Raw genomic sequence first — 14,816 nt, 5'->3', positions numbered from 1 at the left:
CAACTTATAGAGTGGGACCCAGGGGAGCGCTGCGCCAGGCTCCGGCATCACTCCTCGTCAGCTGTGCCCGCGGTACCAAGGCTTCAGGAGGCCCCCATGCTTGTGCTCGTCATCAACTCCGGTTCGTCCTCGCTCAAGTACCAGGTCCGTGACGTGGCCGCCGGCATTGTGCTGACCGAGGGGCTGATCGAGAAGATCGGCATGGGCAACGGCGGTGATGGCGACGGCGAAATCGAGGGCCCCCGGGACCATGCGGAGGCGCTGGAACTGGTAGATGCCGCGATCCATGCCGAGCTCGGCGACCTTGAGCTGGCTGCGGTGGGCCACCGCGTGGTGCACGGCGGCGAACGTTTCGCCGAGCCGGTGCTGATCGACAACGAGATCACCCGCGCCATCGAGCGCCTCAATCCGCTGGCGCCGCTGCACAACCCCGCCAATGTCCTGGGCATCCGCGCCATCAGCAAGAAGTGGCCGGACCTGCCGCAGGTGGCCGTGTTCGACACCGCTTTCCACCGCACCCTGCCCGAGCACGCCTGGCGCTACGCCGTCCCGGACGAGCTCTACACGAACCACGGCATCCGCCGCTATGGCTTCCACGGCACCTCGCACGAGTACGTCACGCACCGGGCCGCAGCGCTGCTGGATCTGCCCGTGGACGAGTTCGACGGCGTGATCGCCCACCTGGGGAACGGCGCCTCCGTCACGGCCATCCGCCGCGGTCATTCGGTGGACACGTCCATGGGCTTCACCCCGCTGGAGGGCCTGGTGATGGGCACCCGCTCGGGCGACCTCGATCCCTCCATCCTGGTATTCCTCGGCCGGAACGGGTGGACGCCGGAGGACATCGACGCCATGCTCAACCGCGAATCGGGGCTGAAGGGGCTCGCCGGGAACAACGACATGCGCTCGGTGGTGGAGGCGTCAGAGGCCGGCGACGCCAAGGCTTCGATGGCGCTCGCGGTCACGTCCTACCGGCTGGCCAAGTACATCGGCGGCTACCACGTGGCCGTCGGGGGTGCCAAGGCACTCGTGTTCACGGCGGGGATCGGCGAAAACTCGCACCAGTTCCGCACCCTCGTGACTGACAGGCTGCATGCGCTGGGCATAGAGCTCGACGCCGGCCTGAACAGTCAGCGGTCCAAGGAACCGCGGGTGATTTCCTCGGCAGCGTCCGTCATTCCCGTATTGGTGGTGCCCACCGACGAGGAGCGCGCCATCGCAGAGGCGACTGCCGCCGTCGTGAACTCCGGGAACATGGCATAGCCTCAGTCCATGCCTGAGATCACTTTGCCCATCAGCACCGAGCGGCTGATCCTGCGCCGGTTCGATGCTGCGGACCTGGACGCCTTCCACGCCTACCATTCGCTGCCCGAAACGGCCCGCTTCCTGCCGGGGGAGGCCAAAAGCTACACCAAGTGCATGGAGTCCGTGGGCAAGTACGCCAACTTCGTCTTCGAAAAGGAGAACGACTGGGTGTGCCTGGCCATCGAGGCGAAGGGATCGCCGGGGCTGCTGGGCGAAGTGGTGCTGAAGTGGCTTCCGGGTCGCGGGCAGGGCGAAGTCGGATGGACCCTGGCGCCGGCCTCGCGGGGCAAGGGCTACGGGGCAGAGGCCGCGGATGCGGTGCTGAAGCTGGGGTTCGAGGAGCTGGGGATGCACCGGATCGAGGCAAAGCTCGACGCCCTGAACACCGCCTCCGCCGCCTTGTGCGAACGGCTGGGCATGCGGTTGGAAGCCCGGCTGGTGGACAAGTGGCACTACAAAGGCCAGTGGGCCACCGAGGTGTTCTACGGGATCCTCGAGGACGAATGGCGGGCGCGGCGCCCGTAGGTGAAACGAATGGCCATTGACGGCCTCAAGCGCCGGGCACAGACTTTTCCTGTGCTTAGCTGCCGGCCATGCCGCGCTGGCAACAGGCGTGTCCAAGGAGAATCCGATGCCCACCGTAGAAGAAAACGTCTACATTGCCCGCCCGCCACAGGAAGTCTTCAATTTCCTGTCAAAGGGCGAAAACATTCCAGTCTGGGACTCCTCGGCGGTCCATGCCGAAACGGTCGGGACCGAGCCTGTTGCAGTCGGCACCCGGGTCAAGGGCGCCAGCAAGGTGGTGGGCAGGAAATTCGACTGGACAACGGAGGTCATCGAATTCCAGCCTCCAACCCGCTTTGTATCCCGCTCGGTGGAAGGAAAGCTGGAATTCACTGTAACCAATGTCCTGGAACCTGAAGGTGACGGGACCCGCCTGAACTTCCGGATCGATGCGGCATCTGGCCTGGGCGGGGTGTTCGGCAAGCTGGCCGACCGGTTCGTGGAACAAGCCCAGGCCCGGACTGTCCGCGCCAATCTCGAGACCCTCGCCGAGTTGCTCACTGAGCACCCCGAATACGGCAGGGATGACGGCTGAGCCGCGAGATCCGATCGATTGCTCCCCACCGGCCCCCTAGCCTCGCAAGCTCGGCCAGGGAACCCGGCCGGCGTGGGCCCACGGCCCTTTTAGAGGTGAAAACGGCGGTTACGGAGCAACCGATGGGGTTACTTGAGGCCGGCCCCCGGCAACAGGTCCTTGGCGCCGAGGGAATCGGCGATGAACGCATAGTCCCACGCCCGCTCGCGCCACTGGACATAGCGCCCGGACGCGCCGCCGTGGCCGCCGTCCATTTCGATTTTCATCACCACAGGCTCCGCGGACGTGGTCTTGTTCCGCAGCTCCTGGACCCACTTGGCCGGCTCCACGTACAGGACGCGGGTGTCGTTGAAGGACGTCACCGCGGCCACCTTGGGGTACGCAACGGAATGCACGTTCTCGTACGGCGAATAGGACTTCATGTAGGCGTACACGTCGGGATCCGTGATGGGGTTGCCCCACTCCTCCCATTCCAGGGCGGACAGCGGAAGCTCCGGGTCCAGGATGGTGGTGAGGGCGTCCACAAACGGCACCTGCGCCACCACCGCGGCGTACTTTTCCGGTGCCAGGTTGGCCACGGCACCCATCAGCAGACCGCCCGCAGAGCCGCCCAGCGCCGCAATCCGGGACGGATCCACCCAGCCGGAGTTGGCGAGCCAGTCGGTGGCGTCCACAAAGTCGGTGAAGGTGTTCTTCTTGGTGAGTTTCTTGCCGTCCTCATACCAGTGCCGGCCCAGCTCGCCGCCGCCGCGGATGTGCGCGATCACAAACACCACACCGCGGTCCAACAGCGACAGCCGCGCGATGCCGAAACCCGGATCCATGCTCAGCTCGTAGGAGCCGTACCCGTAGACCAGGCCCGCCGCCGTCGAATCCTGTTTCACGTCCTTGTGCCGCAGAACAGAAAGGGGGACCCGCGTGCCGTCCGAGGCATCGGCCCATTCGCGGGTGGCCACGTAATCGCTGCCGTCGTAGCCGCCCAGCACCGGGCTTTCCTTGCGGAGCAGCAGTTCGCCGGCGGGCTGCGCCGGGGTGGGCAGCGCAAAATCGTAGACGCGCGACGGCGTGAAGTAGGACGTGTAGCCCAGTCGGATGACCGGGGCCTCGTAGTCCGAACCGCCGACGCCGGCCGTGTACAGCTCCTCGTCGAACGCGGGCTCCACCGGAGCTTCCTGCGCGGGCGTACCGAGGGCGGCCAGCCCCATCACCTGGACGCGCTCGATGGTGTCCTTGCGGATGGACACAATCAGGTGCGTCGAGGTGACGCCGGCACCGTTGACGCGGACGTCGTCGGAATGCTCGACGACGGTACTCCAGTGCTGCTCGGCCAACGGCTTGGCGAGCTCGGCGGGGTCCACCAGGGAGACCATGGAGTTGATGGCACCGCGGTTGTGGGTGAGCAGAATGCGTTCTGATTTTTCGCCGTCAGGACCGGTGAGCAGGAACGGCTCGGCCTCGTAGAGGACGCGCTCGTCCCGCGAAATCACGGTGGTGAGGGCCGCCGTCGGGTCATCGAAACGCAGCAGGCGGGTCTCGCTGTACTCGGAGCAGCCGATGCCTAGCACGAGGTGGCGCCTGTCAGAGGAGAGCTCAAAGCCCAGCCACATGGCGACGTCGTCCTCCTGGTAAATCACCTCATCGTCGGTGACCGGTGTGCCCAGGACGTGGGACTTGACCTGGTATGGGCGCCACGAATCGTCCACCACAGTGTAGAAAATGCGCGTGCCGTCGGGGGAGAAGCTGACGCCGTAGAAGATGTTCTCAATGACGTCCGGCAGGAGTTCACCCGTGCGGAGGTCCTTGATGCGGAGGGTAAAACGTTCGTCGCCGGCGTTGTCCACGGCGTAGGCGTAAAGGTTTCCGTCCACCGTGACGGCCGAACCGCCCACCGAGAAGAACGGCTTGCCTTCGGCCTCGATGTTGCCGTCCAGCAGCACTTCCTCGCCGGGAATGTCGACGCCGGCCTCCACTGCGGGGGGAGTCCAGTCGGCCACGGGGTTGCCGGAGTCCTGGGCACGGACGCGGCACTGGATGCCGTACTCCTTGCCCTCTACCGAGCGGCTGAAGTACCACCAGCCGTCCTTGCGGTTTGGGACAGACAGGTCTGTCTCCTGCGTGCGGCCTTTGATTTCCTGGAAGATGGCCTCGCGCAGCGGCTCCTGGTGGGCGGTGACCTCCTCCTGGTAGGCGTTCTCGGCCTTTAGGTGCTCGACCACCTCGGCGGATTCCTTCTCGCGCAGCCACTCGTAGTTGTCCACGAAAGTGTCGCCATGGTGCGTCCGCTCGTGCGGCACCTTCTTGGCCACTGGGGGCGTGGGGGAGGAAGCGGTGGACGAAGTGGCGGAATCCTGCAGCGGAGTCTGGGTCATGCCTTCAATATATAGAGCCGGGCGGACAAAATGGCCGCCGTTCGCTACCGGGGTAGCGCCCTCCTGCCCTGTTGATCTATCACTTATGGGCCCTAAACCGGGGCAAAGCGACTGTAGGTGATAGATCAACGGAGCAGCCGGGCCGGACGGGCCGCTAAGTTACCGGCCGGAACCCCTTGAACCGTCCTCCGCCGGGTGCTAGAACGGCATTACCGGGAGGATCCGGACGCGTTCTTTTTCATCTGCCTCATAGGGCGGTTAGCCGTTTCGGCACGCCACAGCGCCAGCCAGCGCATCGGCAGTCTGCGGGCGACCCTTCCGATACGGTGGTCCCCGGCCTCGCCGGGGACCACTTTTTGCGCCCCTGGCAATGCTGTTGTGGCTTGCCACAGAAGGCTGAGCGGGACCTTGACAGGGCGTCATAATCGCGGGCTAATTGAAAGCACTCTTAGTAATTTTTGGGGGCGATGATGCGAAACCTAATTCCGAAAGGCATCCTCCGGAAGGTGCTCCTGCCACCCACGTACGGCTTGCACCTGACACGGGGCGCTGAGTTCACGGTGCTCTCCGTCGAAGTCTGGAGCACGTGCCTGGTGGTCAACATCCACGTGGAATCCGCTGCCGGGAGGGCCATCCCGGAAATTGCCATCGAAGACCATTGGGGCACGCTCTACACACTGCGAGATTCGGCCAGTGTGGGCTCGCGGAACCTGCAGGTCTTCACCCCGTCCGTGCCGCCCGGCACCAGAAGCCTGACCATCAGGTCCACGGACGACGCCAACGCGCGCCTGGTGGTGACCTTCGCCGTCCCGCTGATGCGGGAAGCCGGCGAAGCAGCCAAGGCGCCGGTTTCCCGCCCGGTCCGACTGCGCCGTCCGGCCTAGAAGCAGGCCAAACAAGAACGCACTCACTGCAGGGATTGAGAGAGCGTTCGGGAAATTTCTGCAGGAAGTTAGAGAGCGTTGGTGGGCGCGCGGGCGTATCCTGATCACGCAAAGGCGCACCCGCCAAGCGTGAGAGGGGAAGTTTCATGACCATCCCGCCAGTGCACGAACCAGAGCCGTTCCCGCCGGAACCAGGGCCGGACCCCTTCAATCCGGAGCCCACCCATCCCGGCCACCCGGGACCGGACAGGCCCAGCCCCATCCCGACGCCGGAACCGCCAGGCCCGCTGCCCGTCCCGGATCCGGGGCCGGCACCGTTGCGCCCGGACCCCACCCGGAGTTAAGTCACCAATGAAACGGCCCCTGGCACAGCCGGGGGCCGTTTCACTTGGTGCCCGCTAGTACCCGGACCGTGTTGCCCGGCGTACTACCCGCCCGCGTACTCGGGCAGCCGGCCTTCGCGCATGGCAGCCGCCACCTGGGCGATCCCGCCATAGTCCGGGAACACCACCGACGCCCCTCCTGGTGCCGTGCCCACACCGGCTGTCGGCAGCGTGAGCGAAACAACGGCGTTGGGGTCGATGCCGCGCATGCCGTAGGCCAGGATCGCGACGCCCACAGGATCAAAGCCCTGGTCCACCGTGAGGTAGCCGGATGCGAAATTCACCAGGGCCCGCACCGCAGTCACGTCGTGCAGGGCGCCGTCGCTGGTGAGCCGGGCGAGGATGGCGCGGAGGAACGTCTGCTGGTTCCTGACCCGCTGGAAGTCGCCGTCGACGAAGGCGTAGCGCTCGCGGACGAATTCCAGTGCCGCCTGGCCGTCGAGGTGGTTCACCCCCGGTGTGAAGACGTGCTGCGTTTCGTGAGTGGACTGGAACGGCAGGGTGACGTTCACGTCAATTCCGCCCAGCCCGTCGGTGAGCGTCTTGAAACCGTGGAAGTCCAGCATGAGGGTGTGGTCGATGTGGGTCCCCATCAGGGACTCCACCGTCCGCGTGGCCAGCGGGATGCCGCCCACCTGCAAGCTGTCGTTGATCTTGGAGAAGCCGTAGTCGGGGATGCTTACGTACAGGTCCCGCATGAGGGAGACCACGTGCACACTGCGGCGGTCGGCCGGGATGTGGACCAGCATGAGCGTGTCGGCGCGGTGGTCCTGCGATTCGCCCGTGGCCGCGGTGTGGGCTGCTTGCTCCCGGGCGTTCGCGCGGCTGTCACTGCCGATCACCAGGATGTTCATGGGCGCGGCGGGGAGTTCCGCGATGGGTTCGGGCGGCGGGGGAGGGGCCGGTGCCGGGGGCGGTGGCGGTGTCGTCTCCGACGGAGTGGGGGTGGCGGTGTCAGTGATGGTGGGCACCGGGGCCGCAACTTCCGCGGCAGGCTTGGTGAACAGCAGGGCGGACACGGCGACGACGGCCACCAGCACCAGCGACAGCACCACCGCGATCAAGCGGCGCCGTTTCAGCGCGGCAGGCGCAGCAGGCTCGGGGCCGGAAGGGGCCGGGCCGATCGGATCAGGACCGCTTGGGGTGCTCGCCATGACTTAGTGTCCGCCCTCGGACCCGGTTCCGGCTACAACGCGGAGCGTGTCGTTTCCGAGCCGTAACGTACGACGGCGGCTCGCCGGGTTCAGTGGGAAGCCCCGCAGTGCGGGGCGGACTAGGCTCTTGGTCAGGAATGGGATATCTGTGGGGGATCTGATGGAAAATACGAAGCCGATTCTGCTTGTCACCAGCCGGGCGGCCTGGGAGAAGCAGTACGAGCGTTACAAACGAATGGGCAAGCGGCTGAATACGGTCCAGGGGCTGCTCTTCATCCCATTCCTGGCCAGCCTGCTGTTTCTGGCAGGTGTGCTCTTCCCCCTGGTTGCAGGGGACATTGCGTTTGGCCACCCGGGCTACTACTGGTACCGCGCGGCAAGCGACACGGCATTGCTGATCGGCGCCATATCCTTCGTGCTCTACGCCGGGAACGGCTTTCTTCACCGGCATTTGGTGCGCCGGGCTCATCTTGCCTTGGGGCTGAAGGCAGACGGCACGTTCGTGGAAGTGCGTGAAGTTACTCCCGAGGCCGCGCCTGCCCCTCGCTAACGCCGGCTTGCCCGGGAGCGTTTAGGCGGGAGTGTTCAGGCGCGCGTGCCGCAGAATGGAAACGATGGCCGGGGCCAGTTCGTCCTCCATCTGGTGGTAGATCTCGGGGCTGCGCCGGTAGGGGTCGATGATGTCGTTTTCGGAAGAATCCGCGGGCAGTGACAGGTGCCGGACGGACGCGGCGCGCGCGGGCAGCCCCCGCCAGAAGGCGGTGTTGGCACTGAGGGGACTGCCGCCGTCGGCCGTTACCGGAACGGTTGCGGCACTGTCCGCACGCTCGTCCAGGACGTCGAGCATGCGGGCAAACTCGCGGATGGTGAAGGTGCGCTTGAGCAGGGAGGCGTCCAGCTGGAGCACTTCGCCGCGGTGGCCCGAGGTCATGGTGAGGACCAGGTCCACGCCGCGCAGGATCTTGCCGGTCAGCTGCCGCGAGACGAAACCGTCCGGGTTCCCGCCGAAGGTGCGCACGATGTCGCCGGACAGCGGCTGCATGGGGTCGCCCACCATGGCCCGTGTTCCGGCGCTGGTGACCTCGAATCCGCCCGGCATCACCTGCTCCAGCCCGGCCTGCAACAGCCGTTCGGCCACGGGAGAACGGCAGATGTTGCCGGTGCAGACCGTCAGGATCCTCACGGGTGCGGGGGCAGATGCGGGGGATTCCACGGAACTTCTCTTTCCAGCCGATGCGCCGGACCCGGTGCGGCCCGTCGTACCTTTCAACTTAACACGTGCTGGTGCCGCCGCCGCCGAGCACCGGATGCCGCCGTCGTGCTTTTTCGGGTGACGACCCATCCGTGAAGGCATGGTGGTTCGAATCACACTTGACCACCGGGATTCCCCGTGGGCGCTGACCAAGGAGTGAATCGTGAAACGGAATACAAAGTTGGTTTTGGGTGGTGCCGGTGTGGCACTGCTGGCGGCTGCGTCGCTGGGTGCCATACCGGTGATGGCTCAGAGCCCAAAGTCCGAGGAGAAGACAGTCACGCTGAGAGCCAACCTCACGGAGCTTAATGGCTCCGGGGCTTCGGGCACAGCCACCGCTGTTGTCCGTAACCAGAAGATCCAGCACATCGAGGTCCACGCCACCGGGTTGACGCCCAATGCCCCGCACGCCCAGCACATCCATTACGGCGAGCAGGCCCTGAACGAATGCCCCACGCTGGCGCTGGACAGCAACAGTGACGGACGGCTGAATACTATCGAGGGTGTTCCGGCCTACGGCCCTGTTGTGGTCTCGCTCAACACCACCGGCGACACCACCCCCGCCAGTTTCCTGGACGTTTCCCGGTTCCCCGTCTCCCATGACGGCAGCTATGACTACAGCCGGGACAACATCGAATTCACGGATGTGGCCGGGACCGGCTACCCCGGAGCCGGCGGGCTCGGTACCGCCAAGCAGATCGCCGACTCCGTCCGCGACGGCGAGGGAGTGCTGGTGATTCACGGGCAGGACTACGACGGCAACGGAACCTACAACTTCAGCGACCCTGAAGGTGCCAGTGAGCTTAACCCGAGCCTCCCGGCAGAGGCCACTGACCCCGCTGTCTGCGGCGTCCTGCACTGAACGCGCATTTCCCCGCTCTTCGGGCCCCAGCAAGGCTTACCCCAGTGCCGTGCTCGGCTTGAAGATGGCAATGAACGGCAACAGGAAGGGCCGGTCCGCGGAGTGCGGGCCGGCCCTTCCTGCTGCCTTCCCGTGACCGGGTCAGACGACGTCCGAGGCGCGGAAGGTGGCTCCGCCGTCCGTGGATACGACCAGTCCGGCAGAGGTGGCGGCCCAGACCCAAGGGTTCGCGCCCGAACCCTCCACCGCCGCTATCGCTTGCACCGCCCCTTTGATCCGTCCTGTCCGGGACCAGGTGGCCCCGCCGTCGGCCGAATAATGGACGGAACCGTCCGGTTCCACGCCGACCGCTTCGGTGGGGCTGGCGAAGGTCACGAACTGGATCACCGGTGCGGCCGGGATCAGTGACCAGGTCTTGCCGCCGTCGGTGGAGCGCTGGAGCCCGTCGCGGGTGGTCGCAAGGACGGTGTCGCTGTTTGGGTCCGCGGCCAAGGCCGCCGGGCTGAACCCGGCGGCCTGAACAGACCAGGTCTTCCCGTCAGGGCTGGTGCGCAGGGTCCCGTCGAAGGCCACGATGCCGGACTTGGTCGAGGTGAGTGCGTGGAAGTCGGATTCACCCTGGCGGGAAAGCTGCTCCCAGGTCTTGCCGCCGTCGGTGGATTTGATCAGGCCCATTGGGTTAGGCAGTTCTGAGCCTGGCCCGGGATGGCCCGAGGCGTAAAACACGCCCTGGTCAGGGCCCGCAGTGAATCCCATCAGGTCGTTGGTGCTGCCGATTTTGGTGGCGGGATGTGCGGTGACGTCGTAGAGACCATCGTGGGTGGCCAGGAGAACCTGGTCCGTTTCGCGGTTCACGGTGAGGCCGTGTATGTGGCTGCTGGGCAGGGGCGATCCTGCCCCTGATGAGGACGCGCCGGTGGAACCGGCATCCGTCGTGGGAGACGAAGCGGGCGTGCAGGCGGCAACAGTGAGCAGAAATGCGGTCGCCGCGGCGGCGGCCGAAGCGGGACGGTAACGGTTGAATGTGCGCGCGGGCATGGGATTCTCCAGGTGGCGGAACGAAAAGTATGGGTGGTCAGGCACCGGCCCGTGGCCGGGCCGGTGCCTGGGGGTTGCTGGCTACAGGGTGGCCAGCAGGTCCTTCATTTCCTGGATTTCGGTTTCCTGGGCGGTCACGATGTCGTTGGCCAGCTGGACCGCCTCGGGGTTCTTCCCGTCGGTGCCCTCGGTCTTGGCCATCACGACGGCTCCCTCGTGGTGGGCGATCATCTGGGTCAGGAACAGCCTGGCTGCCTCGGTGCCCTGGGCTGCACCGAGGGCGGTCATGTCCTCGTCGCCCATCATGCCGGACATGCTGTGTCCGCCAGCCATCGCAGACGGCACTTCCGTGGGCTGGTTCCAGCTCTTAAGCCAGCTCGTCATTTTCTCGATTTCGGGCCCCTGGGCGGCTTTGATTCTGGTGGCCAGGTCGGACACCGTCGCCGGGATGCCTTCCTTCTTCAGCATCAGGTCCGACATTTCCACGGCCTGGGCGTGGTGCGGGATCATCATCTGGGCGAACACGGCGTCGGCTGCGTTGAAGTCGGCAGCTGCCGGGACAGAGCTGGAGGACATTCCGGAGCTGCCGTGGTTCATGCCCGGCACGCTGCCTCCGTCGGAACCGGCGGAACCGGTGGAGCAGCTGGCCAGGGCAATCGCCGCAGCGATGGTGAGGGCGGAAATGGTCAGGGTCTTTTTCATCAAAATCAGGGTCCTTCGAAGTATCAGCGGCGTCAGGCGCCGTTGCGGATGCGTGCGGTGGTGGGGCCGGGTGGCCGGCCCCGGCGTATGCGGGGTGGCTGGGCAGCGTCAGTGGCTGCGCAGGGTGCGCCGGACAGGACGCGGCGCAGGGCAGTTTTACGTCCGGCTGATGCAGAGGTCGCCAGGGGAAGGACTTCCCGGCAGATAGGCATAGGTGGTAGTGGCCACGGCGGCACCGGTGACGTTGAAGGCCGGGAACGGCGTGGTGCCGGGCAGCGGCGCCGAGAGGGAAGTGTTCGCCGGGGACAGGACGCAGGCAGCGTCCCCCGCGGCCAGCGCCGGGCAGCTGCCGGGAGACGCCGTCCCGGACACCGGTGCCGCCGGATCCAGCGGTGCCACCAGAGCGTCGGCAGTGGAGGACTGGGCTACCGGGTGGCCCCCATGTACAGCATGGGAGCCTTGGATCTGCGTCAGGGTCATGTCCGTGCCGGCAGAGGCCGCCGTGGGCATGGTGTGGGCGCCGGACATAATGTGCATCCCGAAAATCCCGGCGATGACAGCGAGCAGCCCGGTCAGCAGCCCTGCACGCCGGAGGAGCGCCATGAAGGGGCCGGGTGCTGTTGCTGCCATGGCGTTCCTCCTGCTCGTGTGGGCGGGCCTTTTGGTTTAACCGTACCGGGTTGACCTTTGCCGGGTGGTTCGCTGGTTCAACGTACCTGTGCGGGATTGAGTTTCACGCGGCGCAGCAGCTGGGCGTTCAACGCCACCACGATGGTGGACACTGACATCAGCACGGCGCCGGCCGCGGGGGACAGCACCACGCCGGCGAAGGCCAGCACGCCCGCGGCCAACGGGACGGACAGGACGTTATAGCCGGTGGCCCAGATCAGGTTCTGCCACATCTTCCGGTAGCTGGCCCGCGACAGGTCCACCATGGACAGCACCGCGCGGGGGTCATTGCCGGCCAGGACCACACCCGCTGATTCCATCGCCACGTCCGTGCCGGCGCCGATCGCGATGCCGACTTCAGCCCTGGCCAGCGCCGGGGAGTCGTTGACGCCGTCGCCCACCATCGCCACTTTCAGCCCGCGGCCCTGGAGCTCGGCGACCTTCTTGTCCTTGTCCGCCGGAAGGACTTCGGCGAAAACCTCGTCAATGTTCAGCTCTTCGGCGACGGCCTGGGCCACCTGGCGGGCGTCACCGGTGATCATGGCCACCTTGATGCCCCGGTTCTGCAGTGCCGCCACGGCCTGGCGGGATTCAGGGCGGACGGAATCTTCGAGGCTGACGGCGCCCAGGACACTGTTCCCGTCGATCACGTGCAGCACGGCGGCGCCGCGGTTCATCCAGGTCCGGGTGGAGCGAGCCAGCGGTTCAGGCTCGACGGCGCCGAGCTCGCGCAGGAGCGCGGGCCCGCCGACGTGAACGGTACGTCCTTCTACGGTGGCACGTGCGCCGCGGCCGGTGAGGGAGGAGAATCCGGTGGCATCGGGGATGGTCAGGTTCCGCTGGCGGGCGGCACGGACGATGGCCCGTGCCACGGGGTGTTCACTGTCGGACTCCACGGCGGCGGCCAGGGCCAGCAGACGGTCAGTATCTTCGACCGCAACGGCGGCGATGTCCTTCACGTCCGGTTCGCCGGTGGTCAGGGTCCCGGTTTTGTCGAAGAGCACGACGTCGATGGTCCGCATGCGTTCCAGGGCCATCCGGTTCTTGATCAGCACCCCCGCCCGCGCGGCCTGTTCCGTGGAGATCGCGATGACCAGTGGGATGGCCAGGCCCAGGGCGTGCGGGCACGCGATGACCAGGACAGTGACGGTGCGGGTGACGGCCTCCGGGACGCTGCCCAGCAGCGCCCAGACGATGAACGTGATGAGGCCCGCGCCGGCCGCGAAGTAGAACAGGAACGCCGCGGCACGGTCGGCCAGCGCCTGGGCCCTGGACGAGGATGCCTGCGCCTCGGCCACCAGGCGTTGGATGCCGGCCAGCGCGGTGTTTTCCCCGACGGCGGTCACCTGGACCCGGACGGTGTTGTCTGTCGCGACGGTACCGGCCACCACGGAGTCCCCGGGGGCGCGGGGAACGGTTTTGGATTCGCCGGTGATCATGGACTCGTCGAACTCGGCCTGGCCTTCGACGACGGTGCCGTCGGCTGGCATCCGGGCGCCGGAGCGGACCAGGACGATGTCGCCTTCACGAAGTTCGGACACGGGCAGGGTCTCCGTGCCGGAGCCGGTGACACGTTCGGCTTCGTCCGGGAGCAGTGCCGCGAGTGCGTCCAGCGCCCCTTGCGCGGAACCGAGGGCCCGCATTTCGATCCAGTGGCCCAGCAGCATGATCGCGACCAGCAGCGCCAGTTCCCACCAGAAGTCCAGGTCGAACCCGCCGATGCCTAAGGTGGTGACCCAGGACGCGGCAAAGGCCACGGTGATGGCCATGGCGATCAGCAGCATCATCCCCGGCTGACGGTTCTTCAACTCCTGGACGCCGCCTTTGAGGAATGGCTGTCCTCCGTAGAGGAAAATCACCGTTCCCAGCACAGCCGGGATCCAGGTTGAGCCGGGGAATGCCGGTGGCATGTAGCCAAGCAGGTGGCCCACCATCGGGCTGAAGTAGACCACCGGCACGGACAGGACCAGGGTGAGCCAGAACCTGTTCTTGAACATGGCGGTGCTGTGCCCGGCGTGCTGCCCGTGGTTGTGGACTGCATGGTCATCGTCGTGAGCACCATGCTGCTGGTGGGCGTGTCCGGCGTGATCTGTGGGCGGGCTTGCCACCGACGTAGCCTGGCCCGGTAGGGTCTGCGGTGCCTGGTGGCCGGCGTGGTCTTCCCCGCCGTGGTGTTCGTTGTGATTTTCCATTATTGCCCTCCGGTGTGGAAGTGTTCCCTGACGGCGTCAGCAAAGCTGTCCTCAGGGCTGGAGGTGGACTATCTGCCGCTGAGGCTGTACCCGGCGGCGGTGACGGCGTACCGGACGGATGCCTCCGTGTGGGGTCCGGAGACGCTCAGGCGTGAAGTCCCTCCGGCGACAAGTCCGACGGAGGCCGACGTCACGCCGTCGAGCGCGGTGACTGCCTTTTCAACGGTCTGGACACAGTGCCCGCACGTCAGGCCGGTGACGGAGTAGTCCGTCCCTTCTGCCTGGGGTGACGGCTGCTCCGTCGAAGGGGTGGAGCAGCAGCTGCACCCTGCGTTTTCAGCTGCAACGATGGGCAGTTCGGTCCGAATCTCGGATGCACGCATATCAGTTCTGTCCTTTGCAAGAGAGGTCGTGATGAGGTGCTGGGGTTGAACGGCTGTAAGGGCCGGAATGGCGCTGGCCTGGACAAACCACTTCACTGGCAACACCCCGAGAATACCCCCATGGGGTATATCTTGCAATGTGCCGATGCCCACACTTCAGTCAGCCGTGGCTGGGTTCCCCGGTGACGGTGTGGTCGGCGTGGTTCAAGCCTTCCAGGACAAGCCGGGCCAGGTGGCCGTCCGCGATGCTGTAGACCACCCTGCGGCTGACCTTTTGCGTGCTGACGAGGCCGCTGAAGCGGAGTTTGGCCAGGTGCTGGCTGACTGAGGTCCGGGAGGCTCCGGTGCGTTCCACCAGGGTGGTGACGTCCGCCGGTTCCTGGGTCAGGAGCCAGAGAACGTGCAGGCGGGTGGGATCGGAGAGCATCCGGAACGTGGCCGTCGCGGCATCCAGCCGGCGGGCATCGGGGAGCCTGGGGTGGTGAAGGCTCGGTGTGTTGACGCCCTGGGCCTCTTGCACCGGA

15 protein-coding genes are annotated in these 14,816 nt (G+C 66.2%); 6 read left to right on the top strand and 9 right to left on the bottom strand.

What is annotated here, in order from left to right:
• Positions 1–96 precede the first annotated feature (96 nt).
• The 3 genes from ACX80V_RS08840 (at position 97) to ACX80V_RS08830 (ending at position 2,404) form a co-directional block, all read left to right on the top strand.
• Complete coding sequence (locus tag ACX80V_RS08840; RefSeq protein ID WP_485842840.1) at positions 97–1,263, top strand: acetate kinase; 1,167 nt, start codon at positions 97–99, stop codon at positions 1,261–1,263.
• Positions 1,264–1,272: 9 nt separating this feature from the next.
• A complete protein-coding gene (locus ACX80V_RS08835; RefSeq protein ID WP_485842839.1) occupies positions 1,273–1,830 on the top strand; it encodes a GNAT family N-acetyltransferase in 558 nt (185 codons plus the stop codon).
• A 106-nt stretch (positions 1,831–1,936) separates the two neighbouring features.
• Positions 1,937–2,404, top strand: coding sequence for an SRPBCC family protein (locus ACX80V_RS08830; protein ID WP_485842838.1), 468 nt, complete (start codon positions 1,937–1,939; stop codon positions 2,402–2,404).
• Between the two features lie 128 nt (positions 2,405–2,532).
• Here the strand turns inward: ACX80V_RS08830 and ACX80V_RS08825 are convergent, their stop codons facing one another.
• Positions 2,533–4,773 carry a S9 family peptidase gene (locus ACX80V_RS08825; protein WP_485842837.1) on the bottom strand — a complete coding sequence of 747 codons (2,241 nt, stop codon included), beginning with the start codon at positions 4,771–4,773 and terminating at the stop codon, positions 2,533–2,535.
• Positions 4,774–5,279: 506 nt separating this feature from the next.
• Here ACX80V_RS08825 and ACX80V_RS08820 point away from each other — a divergent pair.
• Complete coding sequence (locus ACX80V_RS08820) at positions 5,280–5,657, top strand: hypothetical protein (protein ID WP_485842836.1); 378 nt, start codon at positions 5,280–5,282, stop codon at positions 5,655–5,657.
• Positions 5,658–6,084: 427 nt separating this feature from the next.
• Here ACX80V_RS08820 and ACX80V_RS08815 read toward each other — a convergent pair whose 3' ends face one another.
• A complete protein-coding gene (locus ACX80V_RS08815; RefSeq protein WP_485842835.1) occupies positions 6,085–7,194 on the bottom strand; it encodes an LCP family protein in 1,110 nt (369 codons plus the stop codon).
• A gap of 148 nt (positions 7,195–7,342) precedes the next feature.
• Between ACX80V_RS08815 and ACX80V_RS08810 the strand changes: the two genes are divergently transcribed.
• Positions 7,343–7,744 carry a hypothetical protein gene (locus ACX80V_RS08810; RefSeq protein WP_485842834.1) on the top strand — a complete coding sequence of 134 codons (402 nt, stop codon included), beginning with the start codon at positions 7,343–7,345 and terminating at the stop codon, positions 7,742–7,744.
• Positions 7,745–7,765: 21 nt separating this feature from the next.
• On the opposite strand, the gene ACX80V_RS08805 is transcribed toward ACX80V_RS08810, so the two are convergent.
• On the bottom strand, positions 7,766–8,407 hold the full coding sequence (locus ACX80V_RS08805) for an arsenate reductase/protein-tyrosine-phosphatase family protein (protein ID WP_485842833.1): 642 nt from the start codon (positions 8,405–8,407) through the stop codon (positions 7,766–7,768).
• A gap of 202 nt (positions 8,408–8,609) precedes the next feature.
• Here ACX80V_RS08805 and ACX80V_RS08800 point away from each other — a divergent pair, with 202 nt between their 5' ends.
• Entirely contained in the window at positions 8,610–9,308 is a 699-nt protein-coding gene (locus tag ACX80V_RS08800) for a hypothetical protein (protein WP_485842832.1), read from the top strand.
• 141 nt (positions 9,309–9,449) lie between these two features.
• Here the strand turns inward: ACX80V_RS08800 and ACX80V_RS08795 are convergent, their stop codons facing one another.
• The 6 genes from ACX80V_RS08795 to ACX80V_RS08770 form a co-directional block, all read right to left on the bottom strand.
• Entirely contained in the window at positions 9,450–10,346 is an 897-nt protein-coding gene (locus tag ACX80V_RS08795; protein WP_485842831.1) for a F510_1955 family glycosylhydrolase, read from the bottom strand.
• An 81-nt stretch (positions 10,347–10,427) separates the two neighbouring features.
• Positions 10,428–11,048: a DUF305 domain-containing protein gene (locus tag ACX80V_RS08790; protein ID WP_485842830.1), complete on the bottom strand. Its 621-nt coding sequence runs from the start codon at positions 11,046–11,048 to the stop codon at positions 10,428–10,430.
• 156 nt (positions 11,049–11,204) lie between these two features.
• Entirely contained in the window at positions 11,205–11,678 is a 474-nt protein-coding gene (locus ACX80V_RS08785) for a hypothetical protein (RefSeq protein ID WP_485842829.1), read from the bottom strand.
• A gap of 77 nt (positions 11,679–11,755) precedes the next feature.
• Positions 11,756–13,909: a heavy metal translocating P-type ATPase gene (locus ACX80V_RS08780; protein ID WP_485842828.1), complete on the bottom strand. Its 2,154-nt coding sequence runs from the start codon at positions 13,907–13,909 to the stop codon at positions 11,756–11,758.
• A gap of 68 nt (positions 13,910–13,977) precedes the next feature.
• The gene (locus ACX80V_RS08775) at positions 13,978–14,292 is read right to left on the bottom strand and encodes a heavy-metal-associated domain-containing protein (protein WP_485842827.1); all 315 of its coding nucleotides are present in this window, start codon (positions 14,290–14,292) and stop codon (positions 13,978–13,980) included.
• Between the two features lie 160 nt (positions 14,293–14,452).
• Positions 14,453–14,812, bottom strand: a complete 360-nt coding sequence (locus tag ACX80V_RS08770; RefSeq protein ID WP_058931441.1) for an ArsR/SmtB family transcription factor — start codon at positions 14,810–14,812, stop codon at positions 14,453–14,455.
• Positions 14,813–14,816 lie beyond the last annotated feature (4 nt).

Source organism: Pseudarthrobacter arbutini (assembly GCF_054510915.1).
This window is presented reverse-complemented; position numbering and strand designations above follow the sequence as displayed.